This is a genomic window from Streptomyces sp. NRRL B-1347 (assembly GCF_000720325.1).
GTDB lineage: Bacteria > Actinomycetota > Actinomycetes > Streptomycetales > Streptomycetaceae > Streptomyces.
In genome coordinates this window covers 38405-64745 of record NZ_JOJM01000006.1, presented here as the reverse complement: position 1 = coordinate 64745, position 26341 = coordinate 38405, and the positions used below count along the sequence as shown (strand labels likewise).

General features: G+C 71.9%; 47 protein-coding genes. 3 read left to right on the top strand and 44 right to left on the bottom strand.

Annotated features, from left to right (window positions below; genetic code table 11):
• Positions 1 to 146: 146 nt before the first annotated feature.
• The gene (locus IG74_RS0108785; RefSeq protein WP_030672362.1) at positions 147 to 1373 is read right to left on the bottom strand and encodes a hypothetical protein; all 1227 of its coding nucleotides are present in this window, start codon (positions 1371 to 1373) and stop codon (positions 147 to 149) included.
• A 172-nt stretch (positions 1374 to 1545) separates the two neighbouring features.
• On the opposite strand from IG74_RS0108785, the gene IG74_RS0108780 reads away from it, so the two are divergent.
• A complete protein-coding gene (locus IG74_RS0108780; RefSeq protein WP_030672359.1) occupies positions 1546 to 1830 on the top strand; it encodes a hypothetical protein in 285 nt (94 codons plus the stop codon).
• Between the two features lie 125 nt (positions 1831 to 1955).
• Here the strand turns inward: IG74_RS0108780 and IG74_RS0108775 are convergent, their stop codons facing one another.
• From IG74_RS0108775 to IG74_RS0108730, 10 genes are all read right to left on the bottom strand, one after another.
• Positions 1956 to 2384: a hypothetical protein gene (locus tag IG74_RS0108775; RefSeq protein WP_030672356.1), complete on the bottom strand. Its 429-nt coding sequence runs from the start codon at positions 2382 to 2384 to the stop codon at positions 1956 to 1958.
• Positions 2385 to 2413: 29 nt separating this feature from the next.
• Entirely contained in the window at positions 2414 to 2656 is a 243-nt protein-coding gene (locus tag IG74_RS0108770) for a hypothetical protein (protein WP_030672353.1), read from the bottom strand.
• 94 nt (positions 2657 to 2750) lie between these two features.
• Positions 2751 to 3818: a hypothetical protein gene (locus IG74_RS0108765; protein ID WP_030672350.1), complete on the bottom strand. Its 1068-nt coding sequence runs from the start codon at positions 3816 to 3818 to the stop codon at positions 2751 to 2753.
• Positions 3815 to 4225 (bottom strand): hypothetical protein, encoded by a 411-nt coding sequence (locus IG74_RS0108760; protein WP_234334278.1) that lies wholly within the window; start codon positions 4223 to 4225, stop codon positions 3815 to 3817. Before IG74_RS0108760 ends, IG74_RS0108765 begins: the two co-directional genes overlap by 4 nt.
• Before the next feature lie 17 nt (positions 4226 to 4242).
• Entirely contained in the window at positions 4243 to 5052 is an 810-nt protein-coding gene (locus tag IG74_RS0108755; RefSeq protein WP_030672344.1) for a hypothetical protein, read from the bottom strand.
• Positions 5049 to 5819, bottom strand: coding sequence for an NERD domain-containing protein (locus tag IG74_RS0108750; protein ID WP_051854714.1), 771 nt, complete (start codon positions 5817 to 5819; stop codon positions 5049 to 5051). The genes IG74_RS0108755 and IG74_RS0108750 overlap by 4 nt, the downstream gene beginning before the upstream one ends.
• A complete protein-coding gene (locus tag IG74_RS52715; RefSeq protein WP_051854713.1) occupies positions 5816 to 6982 on the bottom strand; it encodes a hypothetical protein in 1167 nt (388 codons plus the stop codon). Before IG74_RS52715 ends, IG74_RS0108750 begins: the two co-directional genes overlap by 4 nt.
• A 78-nt stretch (positions 6983 to 7060) precedes the next feature.
• Positions 7061 to 7252 carry a hypothetical protein gene (locus tag IG74_RS0108740; protein WP_030672334.1) on the bottom strand — a complete coding sequence of 64 codons (192 nt, stop codon included), beginning with the start codon at positions 7250 to 7252 and terminating at the stop codon, positions 7061 to 7063.
• On the bottom strand, positions 7252 to 7545 hold the full coding sequence (locus IG74_RS0108735; RefSeq protein ID WP_030672328.1) for a hypothetical protein: 294 nt from the start codon (positions 7543 to 7545) through the stop codon (positions 7252 to 7254). Before IG74_RS0108735 ends, IG74_RS0108740 begins: the two co-directional genes overlap by 1 nt.
• Complete coding sequence (locus IG74_RS0108730) at positions 7542 to 7979, bottom strand: hypothetical protein (protein WP_030672324.1); 438 nt, start codon at positions 7977 to 7979, stop codon at positions 7542 to 7544. Before IG74_RS0108730 ends, IG74_RS0108735 begins: the two co-directional genes overlap by 4 nt.
• A gap of 603 nt (positions 7980 to 8582) precedes the next feature.
• Here IG74_RS0108730 and IG74_RS51990 point away from each other — a divergent pair.
• Positions 8583 to 8744: a hypothetical protein gene (locus IG74_RS51990; RefSeq protein ID WP_158857531.1), complete on the top strand. Its 162-nt coding sequence runs from the start codon at positions 8583 to 8585 to the stop codon at positions 8742 to 8744.
• Between the two features lie 273 nt (positions 8745 to 9017).
• Here IG74_RS51990 and IG74_RS0108715 read toward each other — a convergent pair whose 3' ends face one another.
• The 16 genes from IG74_RS0108715 to IG74_RS0108635 all read right to left on the bottom strand — a co-directional run bounded on the left by IG74_RS0108715 (position 9018) and on the right by IG74_RS0108635 (position 16637).
• Positions 9018 to 9377 carry a hypothetical protein gene (locus tag IG74_RS0108715; protein WP_030672318.1) on the bottom strand — a complete coding sequence of 120 codons (360 nt, stop codon included), beginning with the start codon at positions 9375 to 9377 and terminating at the stop codon, positions 9018 to 9020.
• 21 nt (positions 9378 to 9398) lie between these two features.
• Positions 9399 to 9698 carry a hypothetical protein gene (locus IG74_RS0108710; protein WP_030672315.1) on the bottom strand — a complete coding sequence of 100 codons (300 nt, stop codon included), beginning with the start codon at positions 9696 to 9698 and terminating at the stop codon, positions 9399 to 9401.
• A gap of 88 nt (positions 9699 to 9786) precedes the next feature.
• Entirely contained in the window at positions 9787 to 10083 is a 297-nt protein-coding gene (locus IG74_RS50910) for a hypothetical protein (RefSeq protein WP_030672312.1), read from the bottom strand.
• Complete coding sequence (locus tag IG74_RS50905; protein ID WP_030672309.1) at positions 10080 to 10343, bottom strand: hypothetical protein; 264 nt, start codon at positions 10341 to 10343, stop codon at positions 10080 to 10082. Before IG74_RS50905 ends, IG74_RS50910 begins: the two co-directional genes overlap by 4 nt.
• Entirely contained in the window at positions 10340 to 10831 is a 492-nt protein-coding gene (locus IG74_RS0108695; RefSeq protein ID WP_030672305.1) for a hypothetical protein, read from the bottom strand. The genes IG74_RS50905 and IG74_RS0108695 overlap by 4 nt, the downstream gene beginning before the upstream one ends.
• Positions 10828 to 11163: a hypothetical protein gene (locus IG74_RS54180; RefSeq protein WP_030672302.1), complete on the bottom strand. Its 336-nt coding sequence runs from the start codon at positions 11161 to 11163 to the stop codon at positions 10828 to 10830. The genes IG74_RS0108695 and IG74_RS54180 overlap by 4 nt, the downstream gene beginning before the upstream one ends.
• Positions 11160 to 11714 carry a hypothetical protein gene (locus tag IG74_RS0108685; RefSeq protein WP_030672299.1) on the bottom strand — a complete coding sequence of 185 codons (555 nt, stop codon included), beginning with the start codon at positions 11712 to 11714 and terminating at the stop codon, positions 11160 to 11162. The genes IG74_RS54180 and IG74_RS0108685 overlap by 4 nt, the downstream gene beginning before the upstream one ends.
• On the bottom strand, positions 11711 to 12055 hold the full coding sequence (locus IG74_RS0108680; RefSeq protein ID WP_030672296.1) for a hypothetical protein: 345 nt from the start codon (positions 12053 to 12055) through the stop codon (positions 11711 to 11713). Before IG74_RS0108680 ends, IG74_RS0108685 begins: the two co-directional genes overlap by 4 nt.
• A gap of 97 nt (positions 12056 to 12152) precedes the next feature.
• Complete coding sequence (locus tag IG74_RS0108670) at positions 12153 to 12533, bottom strand: hypothetical protein (protein ID WP_030672293.1); 381 nt, start codon at positions 12531 to 12533, stop codon at positions 12153 to 12155.
• Complete coding sequence (locus IG74_RS0108665; RefSeq protein WP_030672290.1) at positions 12530 to 13126, bottom strand: hypothetical protein; 597 nt, start codon at positions 13124 to 13126, stop codon at positions 12530 to 12532. The genes IG74_RS0108670 and IG74_RS0108665 overlap by 4 nt, the downstream gene beginning before the upstream one ends.
• Positions 13123 to 13743: a hypothetical protein gene (locus IG74_RS0108660; RefSeq protein WP_030672288.1), complete on the bottom strand. Its 621-nt coding sequence runs from the start codon at positions 13741 to 13743 to the stop codon at positions 13123 to 13125. Before IG74_RS0108660 ends, IG74_RS0108665 begins: the two co-directional genes overlap by 4 nt.
• Positions 13734 to 14222 carry a hypothetical protein gene (locus IG74_RS0108655; RefSeq protein WP_030672286.1) on the bottom strand — a complete coding sequence of 163 codons (489 nt, stop codon included), beginning with the start codon at positions 14220 to 14222 and terminating at the stop codon, positions 13734 to 13736. Before IG74_RS0108655 ends, IG74_RS0108660 begins: the two co-directional genes overlap by 10 nt.
• A 6-nt stretch (positions 14223 to 14228) precedes the next feature.
• Positions 14229 to 14717: a helix-turn-helix transcriptional regulator gene (locus IG74_RS47795; RefSeq protein WP_051854712.1), complete on the bottom strand. Its 489-nt coding sequence runs from the start codon at positions 14715 to 14717 to the stop codon at positions 14229 to 14231.
• Complete coding sequence (locus IG74_RS0108645) at positions 14714 to 15193, bottom strand: hypothetical protein (RefSeq protein WP_030672280.1); 480 nt, start codon at positions 15191 to 15193, stop codon at positions 14714 to 14716. The genes IG74_RS47795 and IG74_RS0108645 overlap by 4 nt, the downstream gene beginning before the upstream one ends.
• A complete protein-coding gene (locus IG74_RS47790) occupies positions 15190 to 15624 on the bottom strand; it encodes a hypothetical protein (protein ID WP_051854711.1) in 435 nt (144 codons plus the stop codon). Before IG74_RS47790 ends, IG74_RS0108645 begins: the two co-directional genes overlap by 4 nt.
• Positions 15621 to 16637, bottom strand: coding sequence for a hypothetical protein (locus tag IG74_RS0108635; RefSeq protein WP_030672274.1), 1017 nt, complete (start codon positions 16635 to 16637; stop codon positions 15621 to 15623). The genes IG74_RS47790 and IG74_RS0108635 overlap by 4 nt, the downstream gene beginning before the upstream one ends.
• 191 nt (positions 16638 to 16828) lie before the next feature.
• Between IG74_RS0108635 and IG74_RS0108630 the strand changes: the two genes are divergently transcribed.
• The gene (locus IG74_RS0108630; RefSeq protein WP_158857530.1) at positions 16829 to 17032 is read left to right on the top strand and encodes a type II toxin-antitoxin system prevent-host-death family antitoxin; all 204 of its coding nucleotides are present in this window, start codon (positions 16829 to 16831) and stop codon (positions 17030 to 17032) included.
• A gap of 74 nt (positions 17033 to 17106) precedes the next feature.
• Here IG74_RS0108630 and IG74_RS0108625 read toward each other — a convergent pair whose 3' ends face one another.
• The 17 genes from IG74_RS0108625 to IG74_RS0108545 all read right to left on the bottom strand — a co-directional run bounded on the left by IG74_RS0108625 (position 17107) and on the right by IG74_RS0108545 (position 26338).
• Entirely contained in the window at positions 17107 to 17565 is a 459-nt protein-coding gene (locus tag IG74_RS0108625; protein WP_158857529.1) for a hypothetical protein, read from the bottom strand.
• Positions 17562 to 18200, bottom strand: a complete 639-nt coding sequence (locus IG74_RS0108620) for a hypothetical protein (protein WP_051854710.1) — start codon at positions 18198 to 18200, stop codon at positions 17562 to 17564. Before IG74_RS0108620 ends, IG74_RS0108625 begins: the two co-directional genes overlap by 4 nt.
• Before the next feature lie 19 nt (positions 18201 to 18219).
• Complete coding sequence (locus IG74_RS0108615; protein WP_030672258.1) at positions 18220 to 18540, bottom strand: hypothetical protein; 321 nt, start codon at positions 18538 to 18540, stop codon at positions 18220 to 18222.
• A gap of 73 nt (positions 18541 to 18613) precedes the next feature.
• Entirely contained in the window at positions 18614 to 19087 is a 474-nt protein-coding gene (locus IG74_RS0108610) for a hypothetical protein (RefSeq protein ID WP_051854709.1), read from the bottom strand.
• A gap of 66 nt (positions 19088 to 19153) precedes the next feature.
• A complete protein-coding gene (locus tag IG74_RS0108605; protein WP_158857528.1) occupies positions 19154 to 19324 on the bottom strand; it encodes a hypothetical protein in 171 nt (56 codons plus the stop codon).
• A gap of 50 nt (positions 19325 to 19374) precedes the next feature.
• The gene (locus IG74_RS0108600; protein ID WP_030672249.1) at positions 19375 to 19578 is read right to left on the bottom strand and encodes a helix-turn-helix domain-containing protein; all 204 of its coding nucleotides are present in this window, start codon (positions 19576 to 19578) and stop codon (positions 19375 to 19377) included.
• Positions 19579 to 19784: 206 nt separating this feature from the next.
• Entirely contained in the window at positions 19785 to 20132 is a 348-nt protein-coding gene (locus tag IG74_RS45690) for a WhiB family transcriptional regulator (RefSeq protein ID WP_051854708.1), read from the bottom strand.
• Entirely contained in the window at positions 20129 to 20416 is a 288-nt protein-coding gene (locus IG74_RS0108590) for a hypothetical protein (protein ID WP_030672242.1), read from the bottom strand. The genes IG74_RS45690 and IG74_RS0108590 overlap by 4 nt, the downstream gene beginning before the upstream one ends.
• Positions 20413 to 20634 (bottom strand): hypothetical protein, encoded by a 222-nt coding sequence (locus IG74_RS0108585; protein ID WP_030672239.1) that lies wholly within the window; start codon positions 20632 to 20634, stop codon positions 20413 to 20415. Before IG74_RS0108585 ends, IG74_RS0108590 begins: the two co-directional genes overlap by 4 nt.
• Positions 20631 to 21053: a hypothetical protein gene (locus IG74_RS47785; RefSeq protein WP_030672236.1), complete on the bottom strand. Its 423-nt coding sequence runs from the start codon at positions 21051 to 21053 to the stop codon at positions 20631 to 20633. Before IG74_RS47785 ends, IG74_RS0108585 begins: the two co-directional genes overlap by 4 nt.
• Entirely contained in the window at positions 21050 to 21565 is a 516-nt protein-coding gene (locus IG74_RS0108575) for a RusA family crossover junction endodeoxyribonuclease (RefSeq protein ID WP_030672232.1), read from the bottom strand. The genes IG74_RS47785 and IG74_RS0108575 overlap by 4 nt, the downstream gene beginning before the upstream one ends.
• Entirely contained in the window at positions 21562 to 22503 is a 942-nt protein-coding gene (locus IG74_RS0108570; protein WP_030672229.1) for a hypothetical protein, read from the bottom strand. The genes IG74_RS0108575 and IG74_RS0108570 overlap by 4 nt, the downstream gene beginning before the upstream one ends.
• Positions 22500 to 23234, bottom strand: coding sequence for an exonuclease domain-containing protein (locus IG74_RS0108565; protein ID WP_030672226.1), 735 nt, complete (start codon positions 23232 to 23234; stop codon positions 22500 to 22502). Before IG74_RS0108565 ends, IG74_RS0108570 begins: the two co-directional genes overlap by 4 nt.
• The gene (locus IG74_RS0108560) at positions 23231 to 24232 is read right to left on the bottom strand and encodes a recombinase RecT (RefSeq protein ID WP_078868670.1); all 1002 of its coding nucleotides are present in this window, start codon (positions 24230 to 24232) and stop codon (positions 23231 to 23233) included. The genes IG74_RS0108565 and IG74_RS0108560 overlap by 4 nt, the downstream gene beginning before the upstream one ends.
• Positions 24233 to 24234: 2 nt before the next feature.
• A complete protein-coding gene (locus tag IG74_RS0108555; protein ID WP_234334277.1) occupies positions 24235 to 25293 on the bottom strand; it encodes a YqaJ viral recombinase family protein in 1059 nt (352 codons plus the stop codon).
• Positions 25293 to 25529 (bottom strand): hypothetical protein, encoded by a 237-nt coding sequence (locus tag IG74_RS0108550; protein WP_030672217.1) that lies wholly within the window; start codon positions 25527 to 25529, stop codon positions 25293 to 25295. Before IG74_RS0108550 ends, IG74_RS0108555 begins: the two co-directional genes overlap by 1 nt.
• On the bottom strand, positions 25526 to 26338 hold the full coding sequence (locus tag IG74_RS0108545) for a hypothetical protein (RefSeq protein ID WP_030672214.1): 813 nt from the start codon (positions 26336 to 26338) through the stop codon (positions 25526 to 25528). Before IG74_RS0108545 ends, IG74_RS0108550 begins: the two co-directional genes overlap by 4 nt.
• Positions 26339 to 26341 lie beyond the last annotated feature (3 nt).

Here is a 26341-nt window from a genome sequence, read left to right as displayed (position 1 = left end):
CACACGTTAACCAACTCAACTTGGCCAAGTCAACTTGGCCAAGCAGATTTGGTCTAGCGTGTCGCGGCAGGGACCGCAGATGAGGGGCAGAACGACGAAGCGCCCCGCCCCCACACCCGGGGACGGGGCGCCAGCGAGGGCGGCCGCTACGCCGTGCCGTCGGCCCTGCGCACGGACTGCCAGAAGGCGCGCTCGGCAGTGGTGGCGTACTCGTGAAGGCCGACAGGGGCGATACCGGCGTCGGCGGTGACGACTCCGTACCGTGCCGTAGCGCCGCGGTTGACGCGGAAGGTCCATCCGGCACGCACGCCGTCGGGCCAGTGGAAGGACTGGAGGGAGTGCGCATTCGGGTGCACGTGCAGAACGGCCCGCCGGGCCCGCGCCTGAGCCGAGGTAGGCATCTGCTCTTCAGGCCGATGGGCGAACACGCACAGAGAGGAGCGCAGCATCGTCTCCGTCACCCATCCCCGGGAGCGGAGCCGGTCCGCCAGGCAGTCGAGGGCGACGCCGCTGAGGGGCTCGCTGTATCGCACGGCCCGGCCCCCTTCCAGCCAGTACACGGCCACGCGCCCGGCCGTGCGCGGATCGACGACGTAGCCGCGTACGTGGCGCTCGCCCTCCTCGGGCTCCACGAGGTCGTGACGGTCGGTGAGGGTGGCGACAGCGAGGCCGTCGAGGGCCTGGCGGGCGGCAACGACGTCGGGATGGTCGGCGTTCCGTGGTGCGCAGCCCTGAGCGGTGCCGTCATGGGTGACGACGACGCCCTCCAGGGGGCGACCGGCTCCGGCCGCAGGTTCCTGCGTGGCCGTCGCGGCAGGCGCGGCCGCCGGGGCGCCGGGCAGGACCCAGAACTTGGCGGCAGCGCCCCAGAGATACACCTCCCGGCCGTTCTCGTCCGTGCCGTAGCGGACGCTGCCGCGCATCTCCAGGCGGGTGATGGTGAGCGGCCGCCCGGTCACCTGCTTACGGTCGCCCGCCGGACGGAAGGCGCCTCCCTCACCCTCCTCCCCGTACAGCCTGAAGGGGGTGGCCACGCCCTTCAGGGTGCGCCACTCCGGCCCATCCGGAAGGGGGGACTCGGCGGCGGCGGCAGGCTCTTCCCTGGCGAGCCCGAGCCGCTTCAGGTCGGCGTCGCTGGCCGCCAGGGACTTGCTGCAGAAGTTGTATCCGTGAGCCTTGGCCTTCGCCTGCTCCTTGGCGGCGGCGATGGTGTCGTGCGCCCCTACGAGAGTGGCCGCGACGCGGCATTCGCAGGCGACGTGAATCAGGGCCCGGAGTTCCGTGATCCCGCTGTGGGGCTTCCTGTACGCGCGGACCGCGACACGAATGACCGGCGGCTGCGACTGCTCGGTCGTGGCGGGGGACTGCGTCATGCGTGCCTCCTGTGGCCCTTGCCGGGCTGGTGCCCGGCTGACACAGAGACATTAACCAACACGGCTTGGCCAAGTCAAGTTGGCCAAACCGTGTTGCCTCATGGATGCGGCACGCCCGGGCGCGCACTGCGCAGGCTTCCTTGGCCAAGTCCACTTGTGTAAGACTGCGGGCATGACCGACTACACGCCGAGCCAGGACCTGACGGACGCACTGGCCGACCTCAAAAAGGCGCAGGCGCTGGTGGATGAGTGCCGCGCGAAGGCGCACGCCGCCGTCGCCGCCGACCTCAAGGCCAATCCAGACGTCAGCGTGACCGTCATGGCACGGCACGTGCCGTGGACCGACGAGACCCTGCGCCAGATCGCCCGGGCGCACGACGTCCCGCTGAAGAGGAAGCCGACGGTCGGGAAGAACGCGCCCCGGAAGCCAAGGAAGCCTGCGCCCAAGGCGAGCTGATAGCGAGCTCGGACCGCCGGCATGCCGCCCGCACCGCGGCGAGATCCCCGGCCGTATCGAGGCGGGCGACCACCTCGCCCGCCAGGGCAGCGCCGGGATCGTTCACGCTCCCCATGAGCCAGTATTCAGCGTCGACCGCGGGCGCCGCGGTTGTAACCAGAGCTGGCCGCCTGCCGGGCCGTGGCGCGGCCGATGTTCCGGAGCTGCTCGGGGAGGGCGGCCACGTCCTCGAAGGAGAGGCGCAGCTGAGTGGCGTTCGGGTGCGGTGCTCCGGTGCGCTGGTGATAGTCGGCGAGGAGTTCGGCCAGGAGGGCGTGGAGACGGGCGACGCGTGGCTCGGCGAGCGGGTCAGCGGACACCTCGGTGTATCCGGCCCGTCCGAGATCGCCACGGACCTGGATAGGCGCGCCGCATTCCGTGCTGGCCCAGCGGCCGGTCTCAGAGTCCTGCGCTGCGGGCGCGAGGTGGGTGATCCATTCGCTCGCGTCCGCGTCGAATTCCTGGCCCGCCTCTTCCCAGTGGTGCCCGTCGGGCCCCCGCCACATCGTCGTCATGGTGCTCTCCTTGAGGGCTGGGCAGGCGGTCAGAGGATGCGGGCCATGATTCCGGCCAGGACGATGACGATCATGAAGGTGCCGACGATCAGCTGCCCCACGGGGACGTCGGTGAAGCGGAAGGGCTCCGGCTCGATGACGCGCTCGCCGTCGGGGATGTGTCCGCCGTGGAACTGGCGGCGGTGGACTCTGCGCTCGTCGGCGAGCGCTCCGCGGGTGAGCACGGGGGGCGACGTGGTGCGGCACTGGTCGCACCGGTAGCGGTAGCTCATACCCGACCCCTCCCTTATTTCAGACCGGCTCCATGATGCTCGATATGGCGCCTCTCTGTACCTGCCTCGTCACGACCCGTCGCGGGCTGCTCGTTCAGGAAAGACGTTCGACCTTCCACGCGGCAGGCCCTTCGTGGGGGGCGCGGACGAGTCGGCGCCCCATCCTCCGCTCTTCCTCGGTCCACGGCACCGCCCCCTCTCCCTGCTCCGTTGGCGGCGTTGTTGGCGTTGGCGTTGGCTGCTGGCCTGCAACAACACCGGTTCCCTGGGGTGGCTCCTGGAGAGGGGGGAGGGGCGGGAAGTCGTCGCGGTGTACGCCGGGCCCGTTCCCGGCCGCCGCGCGCACCCCTGGGCGGGAGGGGATCTGATCCCGTTCCAGCACCCTCTTCAGGGCCCGGGTGTCGGGTAGGGCGAGGTGGTCGCGCAGGGTGGTGTGGAGCACTCCCCGGCCCTCTCCCACGAGCCGGTGCAGGGCGCGGATCACGGCCTCTGGAGAGGGGTCGGGGACGGGGGCCTTGTCGACGTCCGCAGCCTGGTCTGCGGGGGGCGTGCCGGGGGCCTGCGGCGGGGTGTCGGCGGAGGGCGCTTCGGGGGCGGTCGTGCGGCGCCAGAGGCTGCCGCCGAACCTCACGGTGATGGAACGCTTCGACTTGACCTTGCTCACACCCCCCTTGGGGCCGGGGGCGATGGTGGGGAGGGGGAGGCGGCCAGTGCCCGCCAGGACGACGGCCAGGGCCACGGCGGCGCACACCGCAGGGACGGCCACGGGGTGGGAGAGGGGCGCTCGGGCCAGGGCGTAGGCGATGAACCCGGTGGCGGCAAGGCGGGCTCCGACGCTGCCGCGTTTGCCGATGCGGCCGAAGACCCATCCGAAGATGACCGCCAGAAGCCGGTACACGCCGAGGCCACAGACGCGCAGGAAGATGCGGATGGACGGACTCTGGCAGGCCTCGACGGCGAGAGGCCCCAGTTCGGCGAGGGGGCGCGGGTCGGCGTAGGGGCGCAGGTCGGGCATGGCGAACGCGCGGCGGCGAGGCTCCTCCCCTGCCTCGCCGCCGTCGTACGCCTGGTCCTCGTCGTGCTCGGCGTCGCCCTGCGGGGCGCATGCCGGCGGCTCACCCGCAGTCGGCTGCTCGTCACCGGCCGCGCCGGGCTCGGTCATGAGCTGGCGATCCGCTCAGCGATGTCGGCAATCCTGTCGGCGAGCACGCCCTGGCCGCCGCCCGCGTGGGAGGCCACATACCAGTAGGTGATGCCCATCATGGAGACGCCCCGCAGGGTCATCTTCTTCCACAGAGCCATCACGATCATGATGACGCCGAGGGCGGCGAGCGTCAGCTTCGGGAACGCTGCGGTGATCAGGCCGACGATGTCGTGAACCACGGCATTGACGATGGAGAACGGCCAGTCGGCGACGGCGAAGGAGGCGCCCGCCACCAGGGACAGCAAGAGGCACCATCCCCAGGAGAGCGACTTGATGTGCCCCCCTCCGTCTGCCGTGCCGAAGAAGAGGATGGCGGAGAGGATGGCGGCGAGCCCGAAGGGGCCGACGGTGCCGATGAGACTCACAACTGGTCCTTTCGGGATCAGGCCGGGATGACGTCGGTGCCGTACAGGGGGACACCGACGAGGAGGGAGGCGAGGGGGATGCGGGCGGGCAGGGCGAAGGGCGGGATCCAGCCGCGGGTCCGGTAGTCCCACATCCAGACGCCGAGGGTGATGACGTAGCCCGCGAAGGCGCCCGGATCGGTCCACGAGTCGCTGGTTGCAGCGAGGTACGCGGTCTCGGCGGTGAACCACTGCGGGACGCCGAGGGCGAACCCGGCGGTGATCGCGGTGCCGTTGTAGAGGAACCAGCAGGTGCGCCGGTCCAGGCCCTGCCACCAGTCGATCAGCGACTGCCGGGGGGCGGGCCTGGGCTTGCGGTAGGAGGGGCGGCGGTAGGTCTTGCCGGAGCCTCGGAGGGTCCAGTGACGGCGGAGGAGGGCGGGAACCCGGCCGTCGGCCGTCTCGTCGCCCTGGTCCTCGTCGTCGGTGTAGCCGTCGGGGACTTCGAGCTGGGTTTCGCAGTCGCTGCACCAGTAGGCGACGAGCTCCCCCGTGGGGCGGGCGCGGACCGGGTGCGGCTCCGGGTGGCTGCACGCGGGGGCGCCCTCCTTGGCCACCTCCTCGTGCTGCTCCCCCGGCGGCTCCGCGCTGAGGGGCGGCTTGGGCGCCCACCAGGGAGGAATCCGGTCCGTCGTCGCCGGGCCGGGAGCGGGGCCTGTGGCGGGTGGCGCCGCGGGCGGCTCGGGGTCCGGGGCACCCTCCGGCTGGGGGGCGCTGTGGCCAACGGGGCGGGCATCCATCGCGTTGAGGTAGCGGCGGATCAGGCGCTCGTGCGGGCCGGGGGTCACCGTCGGTGGCCTTCCTGGTAGGGCGGCAGCAGGTGCGCCACGGTGTGGATGTTGGGGCGGCGCGGGTGCGGCACCCGGTGGGCGTCGAGATGGCGGAGGACGGCGCAGATGTCGTCGGCGGGGACGATGCGGATGCCGTCGAGAACCAGCTGGAAACCGGGAGTGAGGGGGCCGACCATGACGGCGACGGGGATGACGTCGACGCCCAGGAGGCGGGCGACGGTGCGGGTCTCGTGGTGCAGGCCGTCGAGCCGGTGGGTGACGTCGCGGTCGCCGTGCCACAGGCGGCCGTTGACGATCTGGAGCCGGTAGCGGGCGCTCCACTGCTTGGCGTCCAGGACGTACGCGCAGCCGCGTGGTGAGAGGGCGAAGACGTCGACGTCCGCGCGGCCGGTCGGCAGGGCGCGGCTGTAGAGGAAGTTCCAGCCTTCCCCCTCGAGCTCGGTGAGGAGCGCGGCGACGTACCGCTCCCCCGCCGCGCCCGCCGCGCAGTTGTCGGCCTGGCGGCCGCGCCGGGTGCGGATCCCAAGCGCGGACGCCAGGCGGACGGCGGGTGTGCGGAGGCGGCGGGCGCGCGCGGCCGGGGCGGCGCCCGGGCTGCCCGCGCACCGCCCCCGTCCCCGGCGCCGGGGGCGCGTGGGGACGGGGGCGTACAGGACGGCTGCTGCCAGGCCGAACATGATGACCACGGCGAGGGGCCCGATCTGGAGAGTCCAGCCGAGCACGGCGAGAGCGGCGACGGCGGCGAGTGCCGCAACGGCTGTCATGCCGACCTCCGCGCCTTGAGCTGCCTGTCGACCTCTCGGTCACGGGTGCGGCGCACCGTGTCGGTCAGCGTGGGCCGGTCGCCGTTGGCTTGGCGCACGGCGTCGGTCATGTCCAGCAGCTGCTCGGGGGTCAGCGGCTCTTTGCCGAAGGTCTCCGGGTGCTCGGCGAGGTAGCGGCGGACGGTCCCGGCGATGCCCTCCCCGATCGGTGTGACCGGCGGTGTGCCGCCCTGCTGCTCGCCCGTGCCGCCGGTCGGGGCGGGGACGGGAGGGACGGCCGGTGCGGACGGCTGCCCGGACGGCGGCGCGGCCGGGGTGGGCGGCTGCACGGCCATGGAGGGGGCGTGCTGCGGAGCGGCGGCGGCCGGAGCGGGCGCCGGGGCAGGGGCCACCGGGGCGCTGCCGGCAGCAGGCGCGGACGCTGCCGGATGCTGTCCGGACGGCCCATCCGGGCCGGGGTCCGGCGCGGTCACCTGCTGTTGCTGCACCATGGCCAGCATCGCGTCCGCGGCGTCGTACTCCACACCGCCGACGGCGCGCGTGTACGCGGCCTGGGAGTTCAGCCGACGCAGGCGGGTGGCGAGGCGGGCGCGCGCCGTGACCTCCTGCTCCCGGTCCGCGACCCACTGCTCAACCCCCTCGTCGAGCTCGACGCGGTACAGGCTCATGACGAGGGTGATCAGGCCCTTCGACAGCAGATCGACACAGGCGCCGACTGCCCCGGCCGCCCGCTGGTCCAGCACGTAGCCGTAGGTGCCGACGGCCGCCATGCCGATGCCGAGCGCGATCCAGCTGGCGACCTGCGGCACCCGGGCCGCCCGCGTGTTCGTACGCTGCAACCACTCCACGCCCATGCAGCTCAGCCAAGTCAGGCTGAAAACCACGCCGACGGTGTAGGCCAGTCCGGCAGGGATGATCCGGGAGAGCAGGCCGCCGATGCTGCCGGTCGTGGCGCAGATCGCGAGGACGGTGATGCCGATGGTGACGGTGACGACGCCCCGGAGGATCACCTCGTCCCAGTCACGCGGCGGTACGCGCTCCCAGGCGTCGTACGGCACCTTCCGCGTGGACGGGATGCCGTTGATGACGGTCGTCTCGTCCCGCTCACGGCGGGCCTTGCGGTACTTCACTCCGGGGATGCGGGGCTGCTGGTCCTCAGCCATCGGGAACGCCCTTCGAGCTGGTCCTTGAGGTACAGGTGAGCGGCCGGGCCCCCGGGGAGGGAGCCCGGCCTGACGGATTCAGTCCTTGAAGAGGTGGCGGGGGAAGGGCTGTCCGGCGGCGTCGCCGTCGCGGACGACGCGGGCGCGGTGCGAGGCGCGCCGCTTCTGCGCGGCCTTCTCGTCGTCCGCCTTCTTCTTGTCGCTCATCTGCCGGGCGAGGGCGTGGTCGTCGCCGCCCCGCAGGGAGCGGGCGAAGTCACGGAAGCCCATCAGCCGCACCCCTTGGTGTAGGAGCGGAAGCGGGCGGCCTCAGCGCGGAACGCGGCGATCGCGGGGAGGCGGCTGAGGTCCGCGATGCCCCGGCCCTGGAGGCCGAAGCGGCACTCGACCGCGGCCACGCACTCCACGTACGCGCGCGCTCCCGGCTGCCCTGGGGCGGGAAGGCTCTCGTCCGAGCTGCCGAAGACGGCCAGGCGCAGCGCGGTATCTGGCGTGAGCCGGACGTCGGCCTCCATGGAGTCAGCGGCGGTGTCCAGCGCGGTGGCGTACTCCGTGTAACTCATGAGCGGGGCACCCCCGCACGCTTCTCCGGGCGCGGCGCCGGGACGCGGCCCGACTCGCCCGTACGGCGAGGGCCGGGGACGGGCAGCTTCGGGATGGCGGGCTCGTTCGCGTCGTCCCACTCGAAGCCGAAGCGACGGGCGGCCTCCCCCAGCTCCCCGGCGAACACGCCCCGCGTGACGCCCGTGTAGACCGCGGGCGCCGCGTCGTGGGCGAGGCGGGCGATCCTGCTAGTGCCGCCGTGGTAGCTGCGCCCCGCGTACTCGTACGCTCGTGCGCCGATCGCGGTGACCAGGCTGAGCTCGTCCACCTCGGCCTCGGGCCGCTCGGTGCGGTACGTGTACGCGACCGAGGCGAGCACCCAGCCCGCCGCGTTCGTCTGTTCGTCGGTGACGCCCCGGGACTCAGCGGGGCGGAGATCAGTACGCTTGCTCACAAGCGTCACTCCCTGTCCAGTCAGGTTGTGGCGTGGTTCCCGGACGTGTGCGACCACGGCCGGGGTTGGGCGGTGCCCGGTGTGCGACCACCGGGCACCGCCGCTTTCAGCAGCCCCGACCTCCGTGTGCGACCACGAGGGCCGGGGCTTTGTGCTGATAGGAAAGGTAGCAACTTATTTGCGTTCGCGCTAATAGGTTGGAGAGGATGTCGTCATGGCCGACCCCCCGCAGGGGACAGCGCGACAGCAGGAGGAGGTGGCGAGGTTGGTCAGCATCCCGGAGATGCCCGGCCTCTTGGAGGCCGCCGGGCTCAAGAGCGTTGGTGCTCCACGCATTCGCCAGCTGGCCGCCGATCCGGACTCGGGCTTCCCTACGCCGGTCTACGAGCGCGGGCGACTGCGACTATGGGACTGGTCGGCCGCCCTGGACTTCTTCCGGACTCGGGTCGTGGAGCAGGGAAAGCGGACCGACCTCCTGCGGAAGCGGGAGCCGCATGAGGCTCCTCGCGACGGCACAGACGACAGCTAAGGAGCGCACCCCATGGGCACGTCGAGGCTCTACGTCCCCGATGGGGAACGCAGGGCCATCAGGAGTTCAGCGCGATGCTCGACCGCCTGGGCATCGAGAGCCATCTCGTGCTGGACTCCAGCGGCAGCCCAGTCGTGGCGCTCTCCGAGGCGGGGATGAGGCAGCTCGGGGCGTGGTTCGCCGATCACGGGGATGCAGCTCAAGCGGCGGCTATCCACCGGGCGCTCGACGCTTGACCCCTGAGACACACGCGAGCCCCGACCGGTTGATGGACGGTCGGGGCTCACGCATGAGGTTACCGACGGCGCTCAGTCGTCGGCCGATATCCCGAAGGTGCGCGGCGATCGTACCGCACGCTCATGTCCAGACACGGAGCGTGTCCGGGCGGGTGCCCGCGATGGTGACGGCGGTGCCGGCATGCCCCTGGTGCGGTCGACTGCATGGAACGACGTGCGGCCGGGGAGCCCCCGACCGCACGTCGTGGTTGCCCGGTATGAACTGCTCGCTGCTCACCGGGTCCGTCGTGGTGGTGGCCCGTACGGCGACTCCCATGCCGGGCGCCCTTGGCGGCTGGCATGGGCCTTCTGCTGGTTGAGCTGCTCGAAGGCGCGGACGAGGTCGACCACCGCAGTGGTGAGGGCCCTGAGGTGCGGCTGGGCTGCCTGGATCATGGCGCGGAGGGGCGCCATCGCTTCTTCGGCCAGTGCCAGGGCCTCGGCGTCGACGAGGTGGGTGTGGGGGCCTGTCTCGTTTCGTTGACGGTGGACGACGGCTCGGCAGGCCTCGGCGTGGGTCAGGTTGTGGCGGCTGATGAGGCGGCTGACGAGGAGCAGGGCGGCGTGGGCGCGCCTCTGGTCGCGGGAGGTCATCTCTGGTCCTTCCTGGCTGTCCTAGCCCCCGGTACTCCCCCGGTACTCGTCGAGCGCCTGCTTGACTTGGTCCTGGCTCCAGTCGGCGGAGTGCCACCACTCCACGGCCTGCCAGACGTTGCGCAGTCGTTCCAGCCGGACAGTGGCCCGGACCTCGGACTGCCGCAGGATGAGGAGGAGTTCCTCGGTCTCGCGCGCGGCGTCTGCGGCGTAGCCCAGGTGCGCGAGAGTCTTGGACATCCTTTCGATGTTGGGCATCTGGTTGACGAGATCAGTGAAGTCCAGGGCCCGGCACAGGTAGTCGTACGAGCCGCCGCTCATCTGTGGCCTGCTTCCTTGAGACGGTGCTGGTTCATGGTGCTGTCCGGATGCTCCGGCCTCCCGGAGGTCCGGACAGTGTCCTGGCCGGTCACCGTGGCTGTGACGGTGTGTCCGCGGGTGGAGTGTCCGGATGTCCGGACGGGCTGTCCGGGCAGTCGGATTCCAGGTCTGTCCGGATGGCTTGCTCGGCGAGGATCGCCGCGACGGCCCGGCATACCCGCTCGTACTGTTCGGGGTACGTCGGCGTCCGCGGGCCGGGCACCGCGACGGCGTCCCAGAGGGCGTCCGCCTGCTGCACGGTCAGCCCGTCTCTCGCATCGGCGGCTGCGCGGGTGACAGTGACGCGTTCACCGCAGCGCAGCTGGAGGGTTTCGCGGTCGGTCACTTCAGCCACCAGGAGGGCGCGTGCTGGGTGATGAGGTCGAGGAGCCAGGGCGGCCGGTGCGGGACGGGGAGGGCCCAGGAGTCGGGGTCTGCGGGGGTGGTGACGAGGACGGTGGGCGGGCGCCCGGTGGACACCTGCCAGGTGATCGTCAGCTCGTTGTCCGGGCCGTTGCAATCGAGTTCGGCGAGGCGTTCGGGGGTGATCCGGAAGCGCTTGATCTCGTGTCGCAGCTCGTCGATCAGCTCGGTGGTGATGGTCATCGCGGGTTGTCCTCCGTGGTGTTGGACGCTTCATGGGCGGGCTGCGGGCGTACGGGGGCGGTGGGCTTTCCGGCGTCGTACTGCCACAGCGGGTGATCTGGGCGGGCGGTGACGGCGACCATGGTCAGGAGGCGGGTGGCCATGCGGTCGAGGACCTCGTGGTCGAGGTCGACGGGGTAGGGGGTGCAGTTGTCGAGGGCGTGGGCGAGCGCGCCGGGGGTCATGCCGGGCTTGCCGGTGACCAAGGCCTCGTCCCACTGGAACCCGCAGCACATGCAGTGCCGCTCCAGCCGCTCAGGGAGCGGGCCGCGGCGCACCTGGATGCCGTTCCAGTCGTCGATGAGTGCCCGGGTCGAGGCCCGGTAGAAGGTGAACGCCCCGGAGTTGCTGCACTTGATGCAGTCGACGTGCTCGCCGGAGTACGGCGGAAGGATGCCGCGGTCGTCGGCGGGCGGCCCTGTGACGGGTTCCGTGCTGGTGTGGGTCACTTCGGGGTTCCTCCTTCTCGTGGGGCGCCGCAGCGGTGGCGCTCCCGGTGGGGGTCGTAGTCCGGGGCCGGGTGTGGCTGCTGTGGGGAGCGGGCGGCGCGGAGCCGGTTGCGGGTGCGGACCGGGTGGACGACCCACAGGGCTGTGAGGGCGAAGGTCAGGACGAGGGCGGCCGGGATGGTGGCCGCGGTGAAGGCGGGGCGGGCGGCCTGCTCGTCGGCCCAGTCGGTGAGGCGGTGGCCCAGGCGTACGCCGTGCACGGCGAGTGCGCCACCGGCGGCCCCGGCGGGCAGCGCCACGGCGGCCGCGAGTGCCAGCTGGTCAGCGTTCACCGGCGAGCCTCCTGCGGCGGGGCGGCGAGCGTGACGGCGCGGATGATGGCGGTGGCGAGGGAGTCGATGTCGCCGATGCACATGGCGCAGTCGTCGTCGAAGACGTGGCCGCCCTCACCGTGGGGAAAGCGCAGGCCGGGGATGGTGGGGACGCCGTCGCGAACGGTGGTGACCAGGACCGTGGCGACGCGGTCGTGGAGGGTGGGGGTCAGGTCGCGCTGCTCCTGGTCGTCGTCGCTGACGCCGGGCGCCATGTGGTCGATGAGCTCCAGGAGCACGGACGCGGCGAGGTTCAGGGGGCGGTCACGGAGGTGGCTGTCGCCGGTGCGGGCGCCGCTGGGGCGCGCCCATTCCTGGCACTGGCGGCGTACGGCGCGCAGCGTGCGCATGAGGCGCGCCTCGGCGTCGGGGGGTTCCTGCTGGCCGCCGCAGGTGACTTGGGATGGGTCGGACGTGACGCTGTGGCTGGCGGGCAGGCGGATCAGGTGGCTGTCGCAGCACCCTGTGCGCTCGCTGCCCAGTGGCGGGCAGGCGTGGGTGGGGTTGGTCATGACGTTTCGCTCCCGTCGTGCATGAGGCACCAGTCGTCGTGCGCGGTCCCGGCTGAGGTCCAGTAGCGGTCGCAGCCGCAGGGGGTACGAGTTGCTCGGCGCGCTTGGAGGCAGGCGCGCAGGCGGGCAAGTGGGCGGCCCGGGCGGGGGCGCGCGGCGGCCGGGGCTGCGGCGGCGCGGTTGGCCTCCCGGGCCACGGCCGCGAGGAGCAGCGTGGCGACGGTGTAGGCCGCGGCGGCGAGCGGGAGGCGTCCGGTGCCCAAGCCGTAGCCGCCCACCGACACCGCGGCGATGGCGGCGAGCACGAAGACGGTGACGAAGGCGTGCCCGGTGGAATTCATCGGGGCCGCCTGCGGTACGCGCGGGCGCCGTGGTGGGCCGTGCGGGCGGCGAGCGCGCACAGGAGCGGGGAGGCCAGCAGGGCGGCGAGGAGAACGGTCACAGGGCAACCGGGCCCTTCTCGTCGACCCGCACGAGGTGCTGGTCGCAAAGGGCTAGCGCCTCCTTCAGCAAGCTCCGGCACACACACCGTTCACGTGGACCGTCGACGACGGTCTGATCGACGTGCCAGACGGACCTCTTGTTGGTGCCCGCGTAGATGATCGTGGGGCCGTCGTCGGTCACAGCTCTCGTGCGTTCGCCCCGCGCTTCGACGTCCAGGGCGTGAGCGATCAGGGCGCGGCACACCTGGCGCTCCGCTGGTTCGGTCGGTGCTGCAATGTCGATTCGCGTGATCGTCAGCGAGTCGTCCGCCATGTCGGGGAGGTAGAAGAGTGCGGGCCCGGAGGTGGCGAGCTGGGCGGCGAGGAGAACGGTCACGGGGTGTCTCCTTCGTGCTGGTCGAAGATGGCTGCCGCGAGGTCGACGGCGGCCTGGCTGAGGGAGTCCTGAACGAGGCCGCCGTCCTGGTGGACGGACTCGAAGGCCTCGTGCAGGACGGATGCGACGGCTCTGCCGGCATGCGGGTCGAGGGCGGCGATGTACGCCGCGTCGGCGGCGGCCTGTGTGTTCCCGGCTGGGCCGGTGCGTGCGACGCACTCCGTCTTGTGCTCTCCGCCGGTGATGAACTCGACGCCGAACAGCCCGTCGCCGACCGTTGCGGGCGTTCCGGCAGGCGCCCACCGGCCTGGGGTGGCGGAGTTGGCCAGGGCGAGCAGCTTGGCCTCGGCGTCGCGCAGCAGCTCGTCGGCACGCGGCCGCGGGGTCGGCATCGTCTCGCCGAGGACTACCCGCAGGGTGCGGTCGGTGCCCGAGCAGCCGGGGCAGTAGTCGCGGCCACCTGTGTGCCTCCAGCCGTACGCGGCGCCGATCGTGCGGGCCTCGCTGGTGGTGAGGCCGTGCGTGAGCAGGGACGCGGCGCAGCCCGAGAAGCCGCGGATCGTGTTGCAGTGCAGGGTGATGCGGACGCTCACGGGAGGATGTGGCCCTTCTCGTCGGCCCGGACCGGGGCGCCCTGCTCGCAGAGGTCGAGGGCGTAGCGCAGGAGGCTGCGGCACAGGGCCCACTCGCGTGAGTCGCTGACGGTGGTCTGGTCGACGCGCCACAGCGACTGTCTGTCGCTGGCGGCGTAGATGATCGCGGGCCCGTTGTCGGCCACCGTGGTGTTCTCCTCGTGCCGCACCAGGACGTTGAAGGCGTGGCCGAGGAGGGCCTTGCAGAGGACGGCCTCCCGGGGGTCCTCAGGGACGATGTGGTCGATGCTGGTCACGGTCACCGTCTCTTCTTCGAAGCTGCTGACGAAGAAGAGGGCAGGCCCGGAGTCGGCGAGGTGGTTGAGCGCGCGCAGCTGGCCCTCGAGGGAGCGGCCGACGTGGAAGACGCTGCTGGCACGGAGCCACTGCATGCGGTCGGGGCCGGGGTCGGCGCCGGGCGGGGGGAAGGCCACGGCGCGTACCCGGTCGAGTTCGATCTCCGTGACGATGCCGACGAAGGGGGGCGTGGGCGCGTCGTCGGTGTCCGTGGTGTGGCCGATGGTGTCGCCGATGCGGATGGTGCGGCCGACGGCGTCGCAGGTGCTGATCAGTTGCACGGGGGTGCCTTTCGGAGGAGGAGAGCGGGACCGAAGCCGATCCAGCGGGGCAGGCCGGGGTGCGCGATCTGGCCGGTCTGGGCTGCGGCGCAGTCGATGACCCGGCGGAGAGACACGCGACGCTCCATCGGGCAGTGCTCGCGACGGTCGACGTCGGTGAGGACCGGGCGGAGCGGGTATGCCTCGATGCGGGTGCGGCCGCGGCAGGTGATGCTGCTGTGCCGGTCTCCGATGTGGAGCCAGTCGGCGGCGTCGAGACGCGCTGTGATGGCGCGGCTGTCGACCCGGTCCCCGAGGATGTGGCCCCCGTCGGTCCAGGCATGCCAGGTTCGGCATCCGCCGCCGGGCGGGTAGAAGGCGATACCGAGGTAGGTCTCGGGCGGGAAGCCGTCGGCGATGCTGTTGACGACGGCCTGCTCCACGGGCTTCGGGTCGCTGCCTGCCGGGGCCTGGAGCGTCGCGACGTGGGTGACGGTCATGGCGGGTCAGAACTCCTTCAGAGGGCGGACGGTCTTCGCGGGCGCGGCAGTCGCAGGGCCGAGGAGCCCGGCCTGCCAGGCGATGGCGACGGCGTGCGCGCGGGTGTGGGCGCCGAGGAGCTTGCGGAGGCGGCGCCGGTGCTCGTGTGCGGTGGCGCGGCTGATGTGCAGCTCGGCGGCGATCTCGTTCAGGGACAGGCCGCGCGCGGTGCCCTCCAGGACCTCCATGAGCCGCGGGGTCAGGTAGGTGGGGCGTGGCCGCCGCTCTGTGGGGAGGGCGGTGAGGTAGCCGTGCTGGTATGCGAAGTCGACGAGCTGAGGCTGCGGGCGCCTCTTGAGGCCGGTGCGGGCGGCGGCGCGCCGGATGAGGGTGCGCACTGCGGCCGGGGAGGTGTGCAGGTCGGAGGCGATGCGCAGGGTGTCGTGGCCGCGCGCGAGCCCGGCGATGACGAGGAGTTGGCCGCGGGTGAGACGAGGAGTCGGCTGGCTGGTCACGGGGTCGGGTCCTCTCCGGCGCGTGCCGCGCGCTCTTCGTGGTGGACAGCGGTAGCGGTGGCCACGGCCATGCGGAACAGGCTGAACAGGCCGTCGACGAGGGCGGTACCGTCGCCCAGCCCGGACTGTTTGACCAGGGCGATGAACAGGGCCGCGGCTGTGTCCTCGTCGCCGTTGGCCCAGGCGGTGACGAACTGGGCGGCGAACTTGATGTCGGGGCTGAAGTCGTCGACGCTGCCCGGCTCGTGCGTGAGGACGTGCTCAACGCGCATACCGAAGTGCGTGCCCGGGTTGTCGCGGCGCGCGATGTAGGAGGCGGCTTCGGCGAGCATGGCGGCCAGCGCAAAGGCGGGGCGCGGCCCCTCCTCGATCAACGGGTTGAGCATGATCGCGCCGCCCTTCAGGTCGCCTGCCACACCGCAGATCAGTGCGTCTTGCACGATGCGATGGGCTTCGGACGGTGTGATGCTGGTCATGCGGACTCCTGGGTGAGGGCGGGGTCGAGGCGGTGGTGGACGAGCGCGCGGGCGACGGTGCGGGCGCCGTGGCGGCGCATGGCCTCGCGCTGGCCGTACTCGGCGACAGTCCGGGCGACCACCTCCAGAGGCGCGTCGACGTCCTGCTCCTGGACCTCGGACTGGACCTGGCCACGGCGCCGGTACGTGGCGCACAGCAGGCACGTGCCGCCCGCGGTCGGGTCGACCGGGCCGCCGGGGTGACGCGGGCAGCGAGGGCCGGTGAGCGCGGCCCGGGCGCGGGTCAGCAAGCGGCGCGCCTGGTCGAGGTCAGCGGCGATCTCGTCGAGCTGCTCGGGGTGGGGGTCGAAGGCGGCGAGGTGATCGCCATGCGCACCGACTGCATGAAGCAGGCGGGCCAGGTCGGCGATGGTCTGGCGGATGGTGGTCATGCGTTCCTCGCTTCCGGGATCCCGAGACGCGCGGCTTCCTCGCGCCCCAGCTGCACGCAGTCCGGGCACCGGCCGCCGGGCTGACGGTCGCGGTAGTCACGGCCGCAGCTGCAGAGGCGGATGGGGGCGAAGGGGTCAGCGGGGCGCGAGGCGGGCGCCTGAGGGGTCGCTGACGGCTCTTCAGGGGCGCCGGGGACCGGCATCAACAGCGGGGCCTGGATCGGCCGCCTACGGCCCGCAGAGCGGCCGCGCTGGCCCGGCGCGGGGTCGCGGTGGCGTGAGCACCGGGTGGTGCCGGGCCGGGCGAGCGGTACACCGCACTCGGCGCAGCGGCCGAAGGGCCTGGCTTCTGCTGAGCGATCGGTCTTGTCAGTTCGGGCAGCCCCATCCACCTGAGGTTGAGGTCCTACCTCAGCCACCTCTTGGGGATCTTCCTGGTTACTACCTGGGTTGTTCGGGCCACTGTGGACCGAACCGGTCGTGCCACTGTGGCCCGAACCCGGTCGTGCCACTGTGGCCCGAACTTCTCCGCCCGGTTCGCGGTCGAGTTCGTGCCGCTGTGGACCGAACTGGTTCGTGCCACTGTGGCCCGAACTGCCGTCGCCCGGCTCCTCCTTGCGCGGGCGGGCGGTGGCCTTCAGGTGGTCGGCGGCGGCCCCCCAGCTCGGCCACGGGGTCACGACGAGGCGGTAGAGCGTCGGCTTGCCCCGCTTGCGCTCGCCCTCGACGACGACGACCCCGGCCCTGATGGCGGCCTCCAGGTAGCGGCGGGTGTCCTGCTCGCGGCACCCGGCGGCCTTGGCGAGGTCCTGAATGCGGATCACCGTGCCGTCCTGGAAGCGGAGTTGCCCCGACGATGCGGCCATGGACCGGAGCGCGTAGAGCTGGGTGAGGAAGCCGCCCTTCAGAGCGCGCGGCATCTGCCGCACCCACTTCCACGCCAGGGCGTTACCGAAGGCGTGCGCCAGGCCCCCCGCGGCCGGGGGCCGGTCGTCCGTCTGCTCTGTGCTCACGGGCGCCTCTCCGAGTGGTGGACAGGGTGTGTCGGGAAGGTGGGGCGCGGTCACGGCAACGCCGCTCAGCCATCAGAAGGCCGTGATCAGGCCTTTTGCCCCGGTGGATCTTCGGACCACTGTGGCACGACCTTTAAAGGTTTGCAAGGATATCCATGTTGGCCAACCCTCAAGGGTTCTACACTTTGACCATGGCCGCTGAGACGAAGATCAAGACCGCTGACGACGGGGTTCGCGAGGTCGGCATGACCGACGCCCGCGCGAGCCTGACTTCCCTGATCCGCGAGGTGCGGTACGGCGGCCACGTCGGCGCCTTCACAGAGCGCGGCGAACGCCAGGTCATGCTGGTTACACCCGAGTTCTACGAGCGCGCCCAGGCAGCCCTGGGCAACTGACCTTCCCCCTGCCGGCAGAGGGCCGCGGTGCCGGCATTCGCCACCGGCATCCGCCGCCGCCCACCAAACCCCGGTCATCTGTGCCCAGCCCCGCCTGCCTGCTGCTGATACGCGGCGTTGCACAGGCCTGCGGCGTCGGACACGAGCCGCATCACGCAGCGGACCAGGTGCGCCTGGCCGGTCGTCACGGCGGCGCCGAACAGCGCCTCTTCGGTCGCCGTGTCCGCGTTGCAGTGGGCGATCAGGAACCGCGCCGCGAACATCTGCACCGGGTCACCGGTGAGTCCCCCGGGCCTGATCTCCTCCAGCACCCACATGCCGCCGCGCTCGACGTCCGGGGCCCGGTCGCCGTAGAGGAGTTGCAGTGCTCGGTGGCCGAGGTGGGCGATGCCGCAGCACACGCCGTACATGCGGTTCGTGGTGCTGTCCGCGTGGAGGCGTGCGAGGAGATCCGAGGCGTGCTCGGCGTCCCCGTCGGCCGTGGCCACGACGGCGTCGTAGGCGAGCTGGGCGGCGTCCTCGGCGCTCATCATGATCTGCTCCCGGGCAGGTGGAGCAGGGCGTTCTCGTACTGGCGGGCCAGCTTGCTGTGTGCGCGGGAGGGCATGGCGTCCTGGTCGGCTTCCTCCTCGAGGAGCGCCCTGCCTGATTCGAGTCCGTCGAAAGCCTCGTCGTACGTCGCGGGCCGCCCCTCGCGCCACCACGTGACCTCGGTGGGGTCGCCGACGCTGAAAAGCCGCGCGTCCGGCTCCATGTGCCATGCCCGGGTCGTCCACACCGCGATCACCCCGGGGTTGCGGCGGCACATGATGCCGTCCGGCTCGGCCGCTTCTTCGGGCAGACCGCTGTCTCGTCGGCGCATCTGCGGGTGGGTGAGGAACGGGCATGCGCGCGCCGCGTATTCGGCGCAGTAGCGGTGTGAGGGCGGCTCGGCGGAGACGCGGTTGATCGTGCACATGGGGCCGAGGACGAACGTGACGTAGACCCCGAGGCGCGCACCGCACAGGAAGCAGTGGTTGAAGCGTGCCGCGTCCTCGACACCGGCTTGCCGCACAACGCGGTGATCGGGCTCACCGTTGATGTGGGCGACGAACCAGGGGACCAGACGGCCGTGCCGGTCGCGGGGTCGGCCCGCAAGCCGTGCGGGCGGGATGAGTTCGGTGTGCATGGGGGCTCCAGAGGGGGTGTCAGCAGCCGCTCAGGTCGACATCGACGGGCAGGGCAGGGCGTACGGACTGCCCGGGCGTATTCCCGGCGGGCTGCCGTGCGGGCGGCTCGTTGATGACCCGCGGCTTGTTCACGGCCGGAGGCTTCCGCCCGGCGGGCCGCGGCGCGGGCGGGCGGGGAGCGGGCGGCGGCACGGGCCTGGTCACAGCGCCGGACAGGCCCCATGTGGTGTCGCATCCGCCGTCGCTGGAGCGGGCGTTCATGGCCGCGCAGGCGGCCAGCAGCACCGCGAAGAGCACGAGGGCGAGCAGCGCGGCGAGCAGGACTCTGGGTCTGAGCACAAGAAGGTTCCTTCACGTGATGCCGGGCGCGGACGGTGTCGCGGGGAGGCCGCCCGCACCCGGCGCAGAGGGGCTAGCGGCGGGTGTTGGCGCGCGCGTCTGAGTTCGCGATGACGGGGAGCCCGTCCGGTCCCACGGGGATGTAGATGACCGAGCTGTTCTTGCCGGACTTCGCGATGTCGGCCAGGACCTTCGTCATCTCGTACTGGATGTACTCGGGGGTGAGGGTCTTCGCGATCTCGTCCTGGGCGGCCTTCACCCCGCGGGCCTCGCGGAGCCGGACCTCGGCCTCCTGCTCGGCGATCTTCACGCGCTGCGCCTGCTGGCTGATCTTGATCTCGTTGAGCTTGACCTTGTTGTTCGCGTCGATGCGGCTGGTGGTGACGACGTTCTTGGCTTCAGCGACCCGCTGGGTGCGGTTGAAGGCTTTGAAGCCCCAGACGGAGCCAATGATCATCGCGACGACAAGGGCCAGGGCAGCGACGCCAGCCCCGGCGAAGAGCAGGAGGGTTGCAGCGTCGTCGCGGCGGTTGTTCTGGGTGTTCATGTAGTGGCGCCTTCCATGAGGGACACGGCGGTCAGCCGTAGTCGAGGGAGGGGTGGTGAGGGCCGGTCAGTCCTTGTCGAACCCTGCGGAGAAGGCGAGGGCCCACAGGAGGCCTGCGGAGACCAGGGCGGCGAGCCACCACCAGTCCGAGACGGCCGGGGCCGGGGTGAGGAACCACATCTCCCCCACCAGGACGCCCGTGAGGAGGCCGGTCCAGAAGCGGCTCCACCCGCTCACGTTGCGCCACCCGCTCCTGGTGCGCCACGCGTTCACCATGCGGCGCCGGTTCACAGATACTCACCGGCCTTGTCGCGCTGGTTCCCGCCACGGCCGCGCAGCGTCGTGCCCGCCTCCAGGAGCAGCTTGCGGACGGTGCCGTAGGCCAGGCCGCTGCGTGCGGCCAGCGAGCGGATGGACGCCCCGGCCTCGTACGTGACGCGCAGGTCACGCGCCTTCTCCCGGCGCCGGTCGCCGCTTAGCACCTCAGCCATTGATCTTGATCCTTTCGTTCTCGTACGCCTCCGCGTACTCGGCTACTTGCCGGGCGAAGGCATGCTCGGCGCACACTTTGTGTGCCGGTTTCCGGCGGCTGTCGCGCAGGTGTGTGGGGGGACCGCCGCAGTAGCGGCAGGGGCGGGCCTTCGAAGCCCAGTGGCGGCGGCCGCTCCAGTCGAAGACCGCGGCAGGCGCCGCGAGATCAGGCGGCCGGGACGGCATCGTCGTCCGCGGCCCGTTTCCTCGCCTGGATCCGGATCATCAGGTCGACGCGCTCCGCGTAGTCGAGGCCGCCCCAGATGCCATGCCGCTCGTCACGTTCCAGAGCGCCCTGGAGGCAGGTCATCCGGACCGGGCAGCCGGAGCAGATGCCTTTCGCCTGCCGGGCCTTGTAGCGCGCGCCCGGCCCGTCGCCCTCTGGGAACCACCGGTCGGGCCGCCACGGGTCGTCGTCGTCTTTGCCCTCTGGGCCGCACGGCGCGGCGCCGCTCCAGTCCGAGGGGCGCTCGACGGTGTCCGGCCGGTGGCGTGCGGAGTAGTGGTACTTCACAGCGAGTCTCCCTTCGACGCGGGCCCGGACACGTCCAGGCCCCTACCGATGGACGTGTCCGGACACGTGTCCTTGCTGGTGGCAGCGCTGCCATCAGCCGTGTCCAGGCATGCGGAGCTGTCTGTCCGGACAGGGGCCCGGACAGTACGGCGGGCGATGAGGACGATCACGGACAGGATGACGAGGGCGACCACCACGGCCGCAGACGGCGTCTCCCGCAAGTCGTGCAGGGCCGCGTCCTCGGCCGCGCCGACGGTGACCAACAGGAAGAGGAAGGTGCTCACTTCGGCACCTCGCTCTCGCGCCAGCGGTACAGCGTCCGCTCGCACGTGCCCGTGCGCCGCGCGAGTTCGGCCTTCGACATCCCAGGAGGCGCGTGCTCGATGGCGTACTGCTGCTCGTCCTCCGTCAGCGGCGGATACGGCGGGTGACCCGTGAGGGCGCGCTCCACGGCGATCAGGTCGACCCCGCCATGCCACGTATCGCCGGGACGGATCGTCATGCCGGCACCTCCCGCCTGGCCTCGCGCATGACCCGGTCGGTCAGGTGGGCGCCCCGCACGCAGCGCGGGAACGTGCAGGCGACCCGCACCAGCCCCTGCGGCTCCTGCCCGTGCTCGAGGCGGAACGCGACCCGGTAGGCGGTCTCCAGGTTGCTGAACACCGGCGTGCCGTCCCGCGTCGTGCGCCCCGACCACTGCAGGTGATCGCCGACTGCGACCGTGTGGGCCGCGAACACCTCGGCGACCGGCTGCATCTGTGGCTTCAGCGGGCGCGGGAACTTGGCCATGCCGAGGTCGGCCCGCACCCGCGCCACGAATTGCGGCGTGCTCTCCAGCCGGTCGGCGAGCTCGACGTCCGACGCGTTGTCGTTCACGAGGTGGTGGGCGACCTTCTCCCAACTCGCGCCTTTCTCCTTCACCGCGCGCCCCCTTCGCCCAGGGGCCACACGCGGATCACGGCGCCAGGGGTGTCGAGGACGTCGAAGACCTGGCCGTAATCGCTCACGTAGTACTTGCCGAGCCTCCAGTACTCGACGACCAGCGCGTCATCCCGGTACACGAGCGCCGTCGTCAGCGCGTCCTCCGTCGACCGGATCAGCTTGCTCACGTCCGGCTTGCGGTCCGGCCGTGCGGGCGCCGACGGCCGCAACACGGTGGCCGTGTTCCGGCCGTTGCCGTAGTGGCTCCGGGGGCGCTCCAGGGAGAAAGTGACCGCGAGCGCGACCGGCCCCGTGATGGTGCGCCCGCGCGCCTTCTGCCGGGCCTGGATCGCCATCCAGGCGACGCACTCACGCCACGGCTTGACCTTCGCCGACGACTCGATCATGCGGCCGCCGCCCACGTGGGTCTTGCTGCCCTGTGGCCCCGGCACCCCGCGTACGGTGATGGTGAGCGCGGGCTCGGGCCACTCGATCCCGCCCGGCCCTTTCACCGCTCGCCCCCGGCGCTCTCGTCGACGACCGCGGCCGGGGCCGTCACGGTGCTGATGTTGGTGACGACGACCATGTCCGCCTCGGCCGCCGCGACGTTGACGTAGCACTCCAGCGGCACGTCGACCAGCTCCTGCCCGACCAGGCCGGTCTCGTACGTCAGCTGGTCCAGCGGCACCGTCACGCGCGCCGTCGTCGACCAGGCGGCCACCGTCACCTGCGCTGTCCGCTTCGTCAGGTCGACGTCGTGCACGACCAGCGGCGTCGCGTGCCGCGGCTCCGTGCACGCCTCCAGGTACAGCGCCCCGAAGTCGGTCAGGCCCGGGCGCCTGCCGTGAAACTGCACGAAGTTCAGGGCGGCCAGCTGCGGCATGATGCCGCCCGGGTCACGGAGCGGCGTGCCGTCCGCCAGGGCGCGCAGCAGGTCTTCCGCCACGTCCCCCAACGGCCGTTCCAGCGCGGTCCGTACCGCCCGGATCGCCGCCACCCGGAACGCCAGCGTGCCCCGCGTCTGCATGGACGAGCACGGGCAGCCCGTCACCACAGACGTGTGCTCCTTGTCCACGTGCGCGACGCAGCCCATGAGGTGGGACCGGCCGCGCTCGCACAATGCCTCCGTGCAGCACTGGCAGTTGGGGCAGTCGGGCTGACCGGGGCGTACGTACAGCGGCCCGAACGGCTCGGGCACCGACGCTGCCTGAAACGCGAAACTCATGACATCTGCCCTCGTGGTACAGGTCCAGCAGCGGAGGGCACCGGACACGTCGACGGCGTGCGGCCGGTCCCCTCCCTCCAGCTGGCACCAACGGATCTCGACGGCGTCCGCCTCCCCCGCCTCGAAGGCCGCGTACGGCTCGACGGCGGGGCGCGCGGCGCCCGTGCCGGGCTGCCGCCCGGGCTCGACGGCCCGGGCGGCAGCCGTGTGGACGGTGAAGGTCACCGGGGTCCACCACCGGCGGGAGAGAGCGGCCAGTCCAGGCGCACGTCCGCCGCCCGCTCGTGCTGCCCCGACGACGCGTAGTGGTCGCGCAGCCCCTCGGCGTGCCGACGGGCCCACCGCACCTGCGCGTCGTGCAGCTCGCCGAGGCTGTACTTGGTGGTCAGCCACCAGTACCGCTTGGCGATCTTCCACGTCACCGCGCAGGCCGCCTTCGCGTCGGCCTCCGAGTTGTGCGCGCCCTCCAGCGGCACCACGTAGTGCTCGCACAGGGCCGACAGCGTCCGCTTCCCGCGCCGGTAGCGGTCGACTTCCTTGTCCAGGACCTTCGGGTCGAGGACGCGGGGCGCCGATCGGATGGACAGCGGGGCCGTGCCGTGGCGGCGTGCTTCGCGGTCGAGGAGCGTCAGGTCGTAGCTCGCGTTCATGACGACGATGGGCAGACCCTCGGCGACCGCGTCGGCGAGCACCTCAGTGATCTCCTCGATCACGTCGGGGGCCGGGCGGCCCGCAGAGCGGGCCGCCTCGGTCGTGATTTTGTGAATGGCCGTGGCCTGGGCCGGGATCTCCACCCCGGGGTCAGCCAGCCACGTGAGGGACTCAGTCGGCTTGCCGCCGCCCCAGCGGACGACGGCGGCCGACACGATGCGGTCGCTCTCCGGGTCGGTGCCCGTCGTCTCCAGGTCGAAGCCCACCAGGGGCCTGCTGTGCCAGCTGTGCCAGGTCCGGGTCACCGCGCCGACCTCCGCCGCTCACGGCGCTCCCGGCGAGAGACCCGCTTCGGCTGCGCCCTCCCGCGCCCCGACCCCTTGGACGGGACCGGATCCTGCGACGCCTCGGAGGCAGCGGCGGCCGCGTCGGCCTCCGCCAGGAGCAGCGCCGCCTCAGGGTCCGGCGCGTGCAGCACCTGCACCTCGCCCGCGTCCCCGGCGTCCTCGGCCGTGCCCAGCGCGCGCAGCTCAGCCGACGTCGGCACGACCTTGGCCAGCCGTCGCACCGCGCTCTTGGACCACATGGCCGTGAAGTCGGTGTGCCAGAAGGAGTCGCGGGTGCCCGACTCCTCTGCACGCCGGTAGGCCTCGCTGTACTCGTCGCGGATCTCCTCGGCGTCCTCCCGGGACAGGACGATCACCTGGGAGCGGGCGCCCCCGCGCAGCCATGCGAACGCGTACGCCAGGACCACCGGCCCGCGCTCCGCCTTGGGCAGCTCGGGGCGCGCCTTGTGCACGAAGTCCAGCGGGGCCGGAGCGGACGGCTCGAAGGTCCACTCGTCGCTCTCGTGGACCACGCCGACGTGCACCGACTCCACCAGGCCCGACCGGTACATCAGCTCGATGTAGCCCTGGTACATGGGCACGAACACCGCGAGGCAGCCCTCGCGCTTGATGACGGCCTGGACCCCGTCGGGGATCAGGCCGAACCGGGCGCAGGCCAGCAGCGCTTGAAGGGTGCTCGCGGGGGTGCAGCGCACCAGGTCCGGCAGCGCGGCCCGCACGGCCGCGAAGAACGCGCCCCCGTCGACGTGCGCGGGCAGGGCCTCCTCGAACGCGTCCCGGTAGCGGGCCAGCCACTCCATGGCCGTCTGGTTCACCGCGGGCTCGACCTCGTGGTGCCCGCGCACGTCGGCGAGTTCGGCCGGGGCGTCCGGCGCCTGGTCGTGCTCGTCGGCGGCCGCCGGGGCGGCAGGCTCAGGCTGCCGCGCGGCACGGATACGGTCCTTCAGCGTCGACATGGTCAGGCCCCCTTCGCGGGCACGCGCAGCACGCGGGCACGGAACTGGTCGTAGATCTTGGGCTGTTCGGCCTTGAGGCGGTCGACGTCGAGGGCGGGCAGCGGGCTGGTGTACGCGGCGGCGAGCTCCGGCATCTCCTCGCGGAACCGCCGAGACGCGAAACTGCCGTTGGCCTTCCACGACCAGGCGGCCCTACCGCCCGCAGTCGCCATCTCGTTGTCGCCGGTCAGCAGGCGCATCTCGTTCTCGACGGCGCGCAGCCGGTCGGCGAGGGCCTTCTCCTCGTCCTTCAGCGCGGCCCGGGCCCGGCGCAGCTCGGCCGCGCGCGCCAGCTCGACGTCGGCGACCTTCTCCGGCTGCACCTGCCACAGCCGGGCCAGGAGGCTCGTCGTCGCCTCCAGGCCGTCAGCCGGGGGCGGGAAGCCTTCGACGATGTGCCGCTGGTACCACTGTCCGCAGTGGTCCACCAGCTCGCCGATGATCTCCTCGTCCCTCTCGATGCGGTGCCAGCGCAGCTTGTTGCCGCCGACGAGCGCGGCCGCATAGGCGTGGTCCCAGCCGCCCACGGCCATGTACCAGTGGCACTGGATCGCGGGCGCGTCCGGAACCTCGTCCTCCCACTCGTCGGCCTGGTACTCCGACCGGTTCTTGCACTCCAGCGGGGCGACCACCCGGCCGCTCTCGTCGAGGACGTACCGGTCGACGTTCGCCCGCATCCACGGCCGCTCGACGCTCTGCAGCGTCCCCGGCGGTGTGGCGACCGTCAGGCCGGACCGCTTCGCGAACATGGAGGCGATGAAGTCCTCGATCTCGCGGCCGATCTCCGCCGCCTCCGTCTCGCGGAACGTCGGACGGCCGTGCTTCTCCTCGTACACATGCCGGGGGCTCGCGTACCGCCCTGCCAGGCCCAGGAGCGCGGCGACGTCCGAGCCGCCGATCCCCTCGCGCCGGGCGGCCTCCCACTCCTCGCGCGAGGCGTCGGCGGACAGCAGCAGCCGGGCCGCGGGCGCCTCCGGCAGCGAGGCCGACGGCATCGGGATCTCGGTCTGCACAGTGCTCATCAGCTGCTGCCCTTCTTCTCTTCGACCGAGGCCGCTTGCCGCCAGGCATGGAGATCGCCCATCGGCATGCCGCCCTCGTGGCTGTGGTTGTCGTTGAGCGCCGTCGCAGCGGCGTTGGCCAGCTGCGCCTCGGTCAGCGCGCGGACGGCGAGCACGAGCGCGTCCAGCGGCTCCGTGTGCTTCCCCGCCAGGAGGGCGAGGCGCTCGGCTTCCTTGTAGTGCTCAGGCCCGGTCACTGGTCGTCGTCCTCCTGCGTCGTGGCCTGCTGGCCGAGAAAGGAGATGGGGTGCTCGCTGAAGCCGAGTGCGCGCTGGTCCCGCTCAATGAGGTAGGCCGCGGCCGACCGCGCCGACGTGTTCCTGGACCCGAGAGACTGGGCGTAGGCCCGGACGACCTGAGCGGCCACGCTGTATCCCTGGCCATCCAGGAGGTCAGCGGCGGCTGAGGCCCGGAGATACGGCTTGTCGGCCAGCTGCGCGGCGATGATGTCGACCGCCGCCGTGAAAGCCCCGCCCTCGACGCCGCGCAGGTCGCGGCCCTTACGGTGCGGCGGGCGCGTGCGCCCCCGGCCCCAGTGGCGCCGGGCCTCAGCGATCACCTCGGAGTACTGGTCCACGTGGCCGCACGGGTTCGTCCACTGATCCCGCACGAGGCGCTGACCGTCGTGGACGAACGGGTCGGGGCGAACCGGGCCGCGCGGCTCACCGCAGCGCGGGCAGGTCGACGAGATCTCTACCGTGCAGATGGCGACGCCCTCGTAGCCGACCTGAGTGCCGTAGTCGGGCACCCGCACGTTGATGACCTTCGGGAGCGGCTCGACGTCGACGCCGACGACGTAGCGCACCCACACGGCCGTGCCGTCGTCGCACGTCGCCCCGTACGCCTCGAAGGCGCCCTGCGGCGCGTACTGCTCGATGCGGCCCTGACGGATCCACCGGGCCACGCTGTGGCCGGACTGAACGCCCCCGTACACGCCCACGGGCGTCCACTTGCCGGGCAGAGCACGCGCGACTGCGGCCACCTTGGTGTGGTCAGTGAAGACCACCTT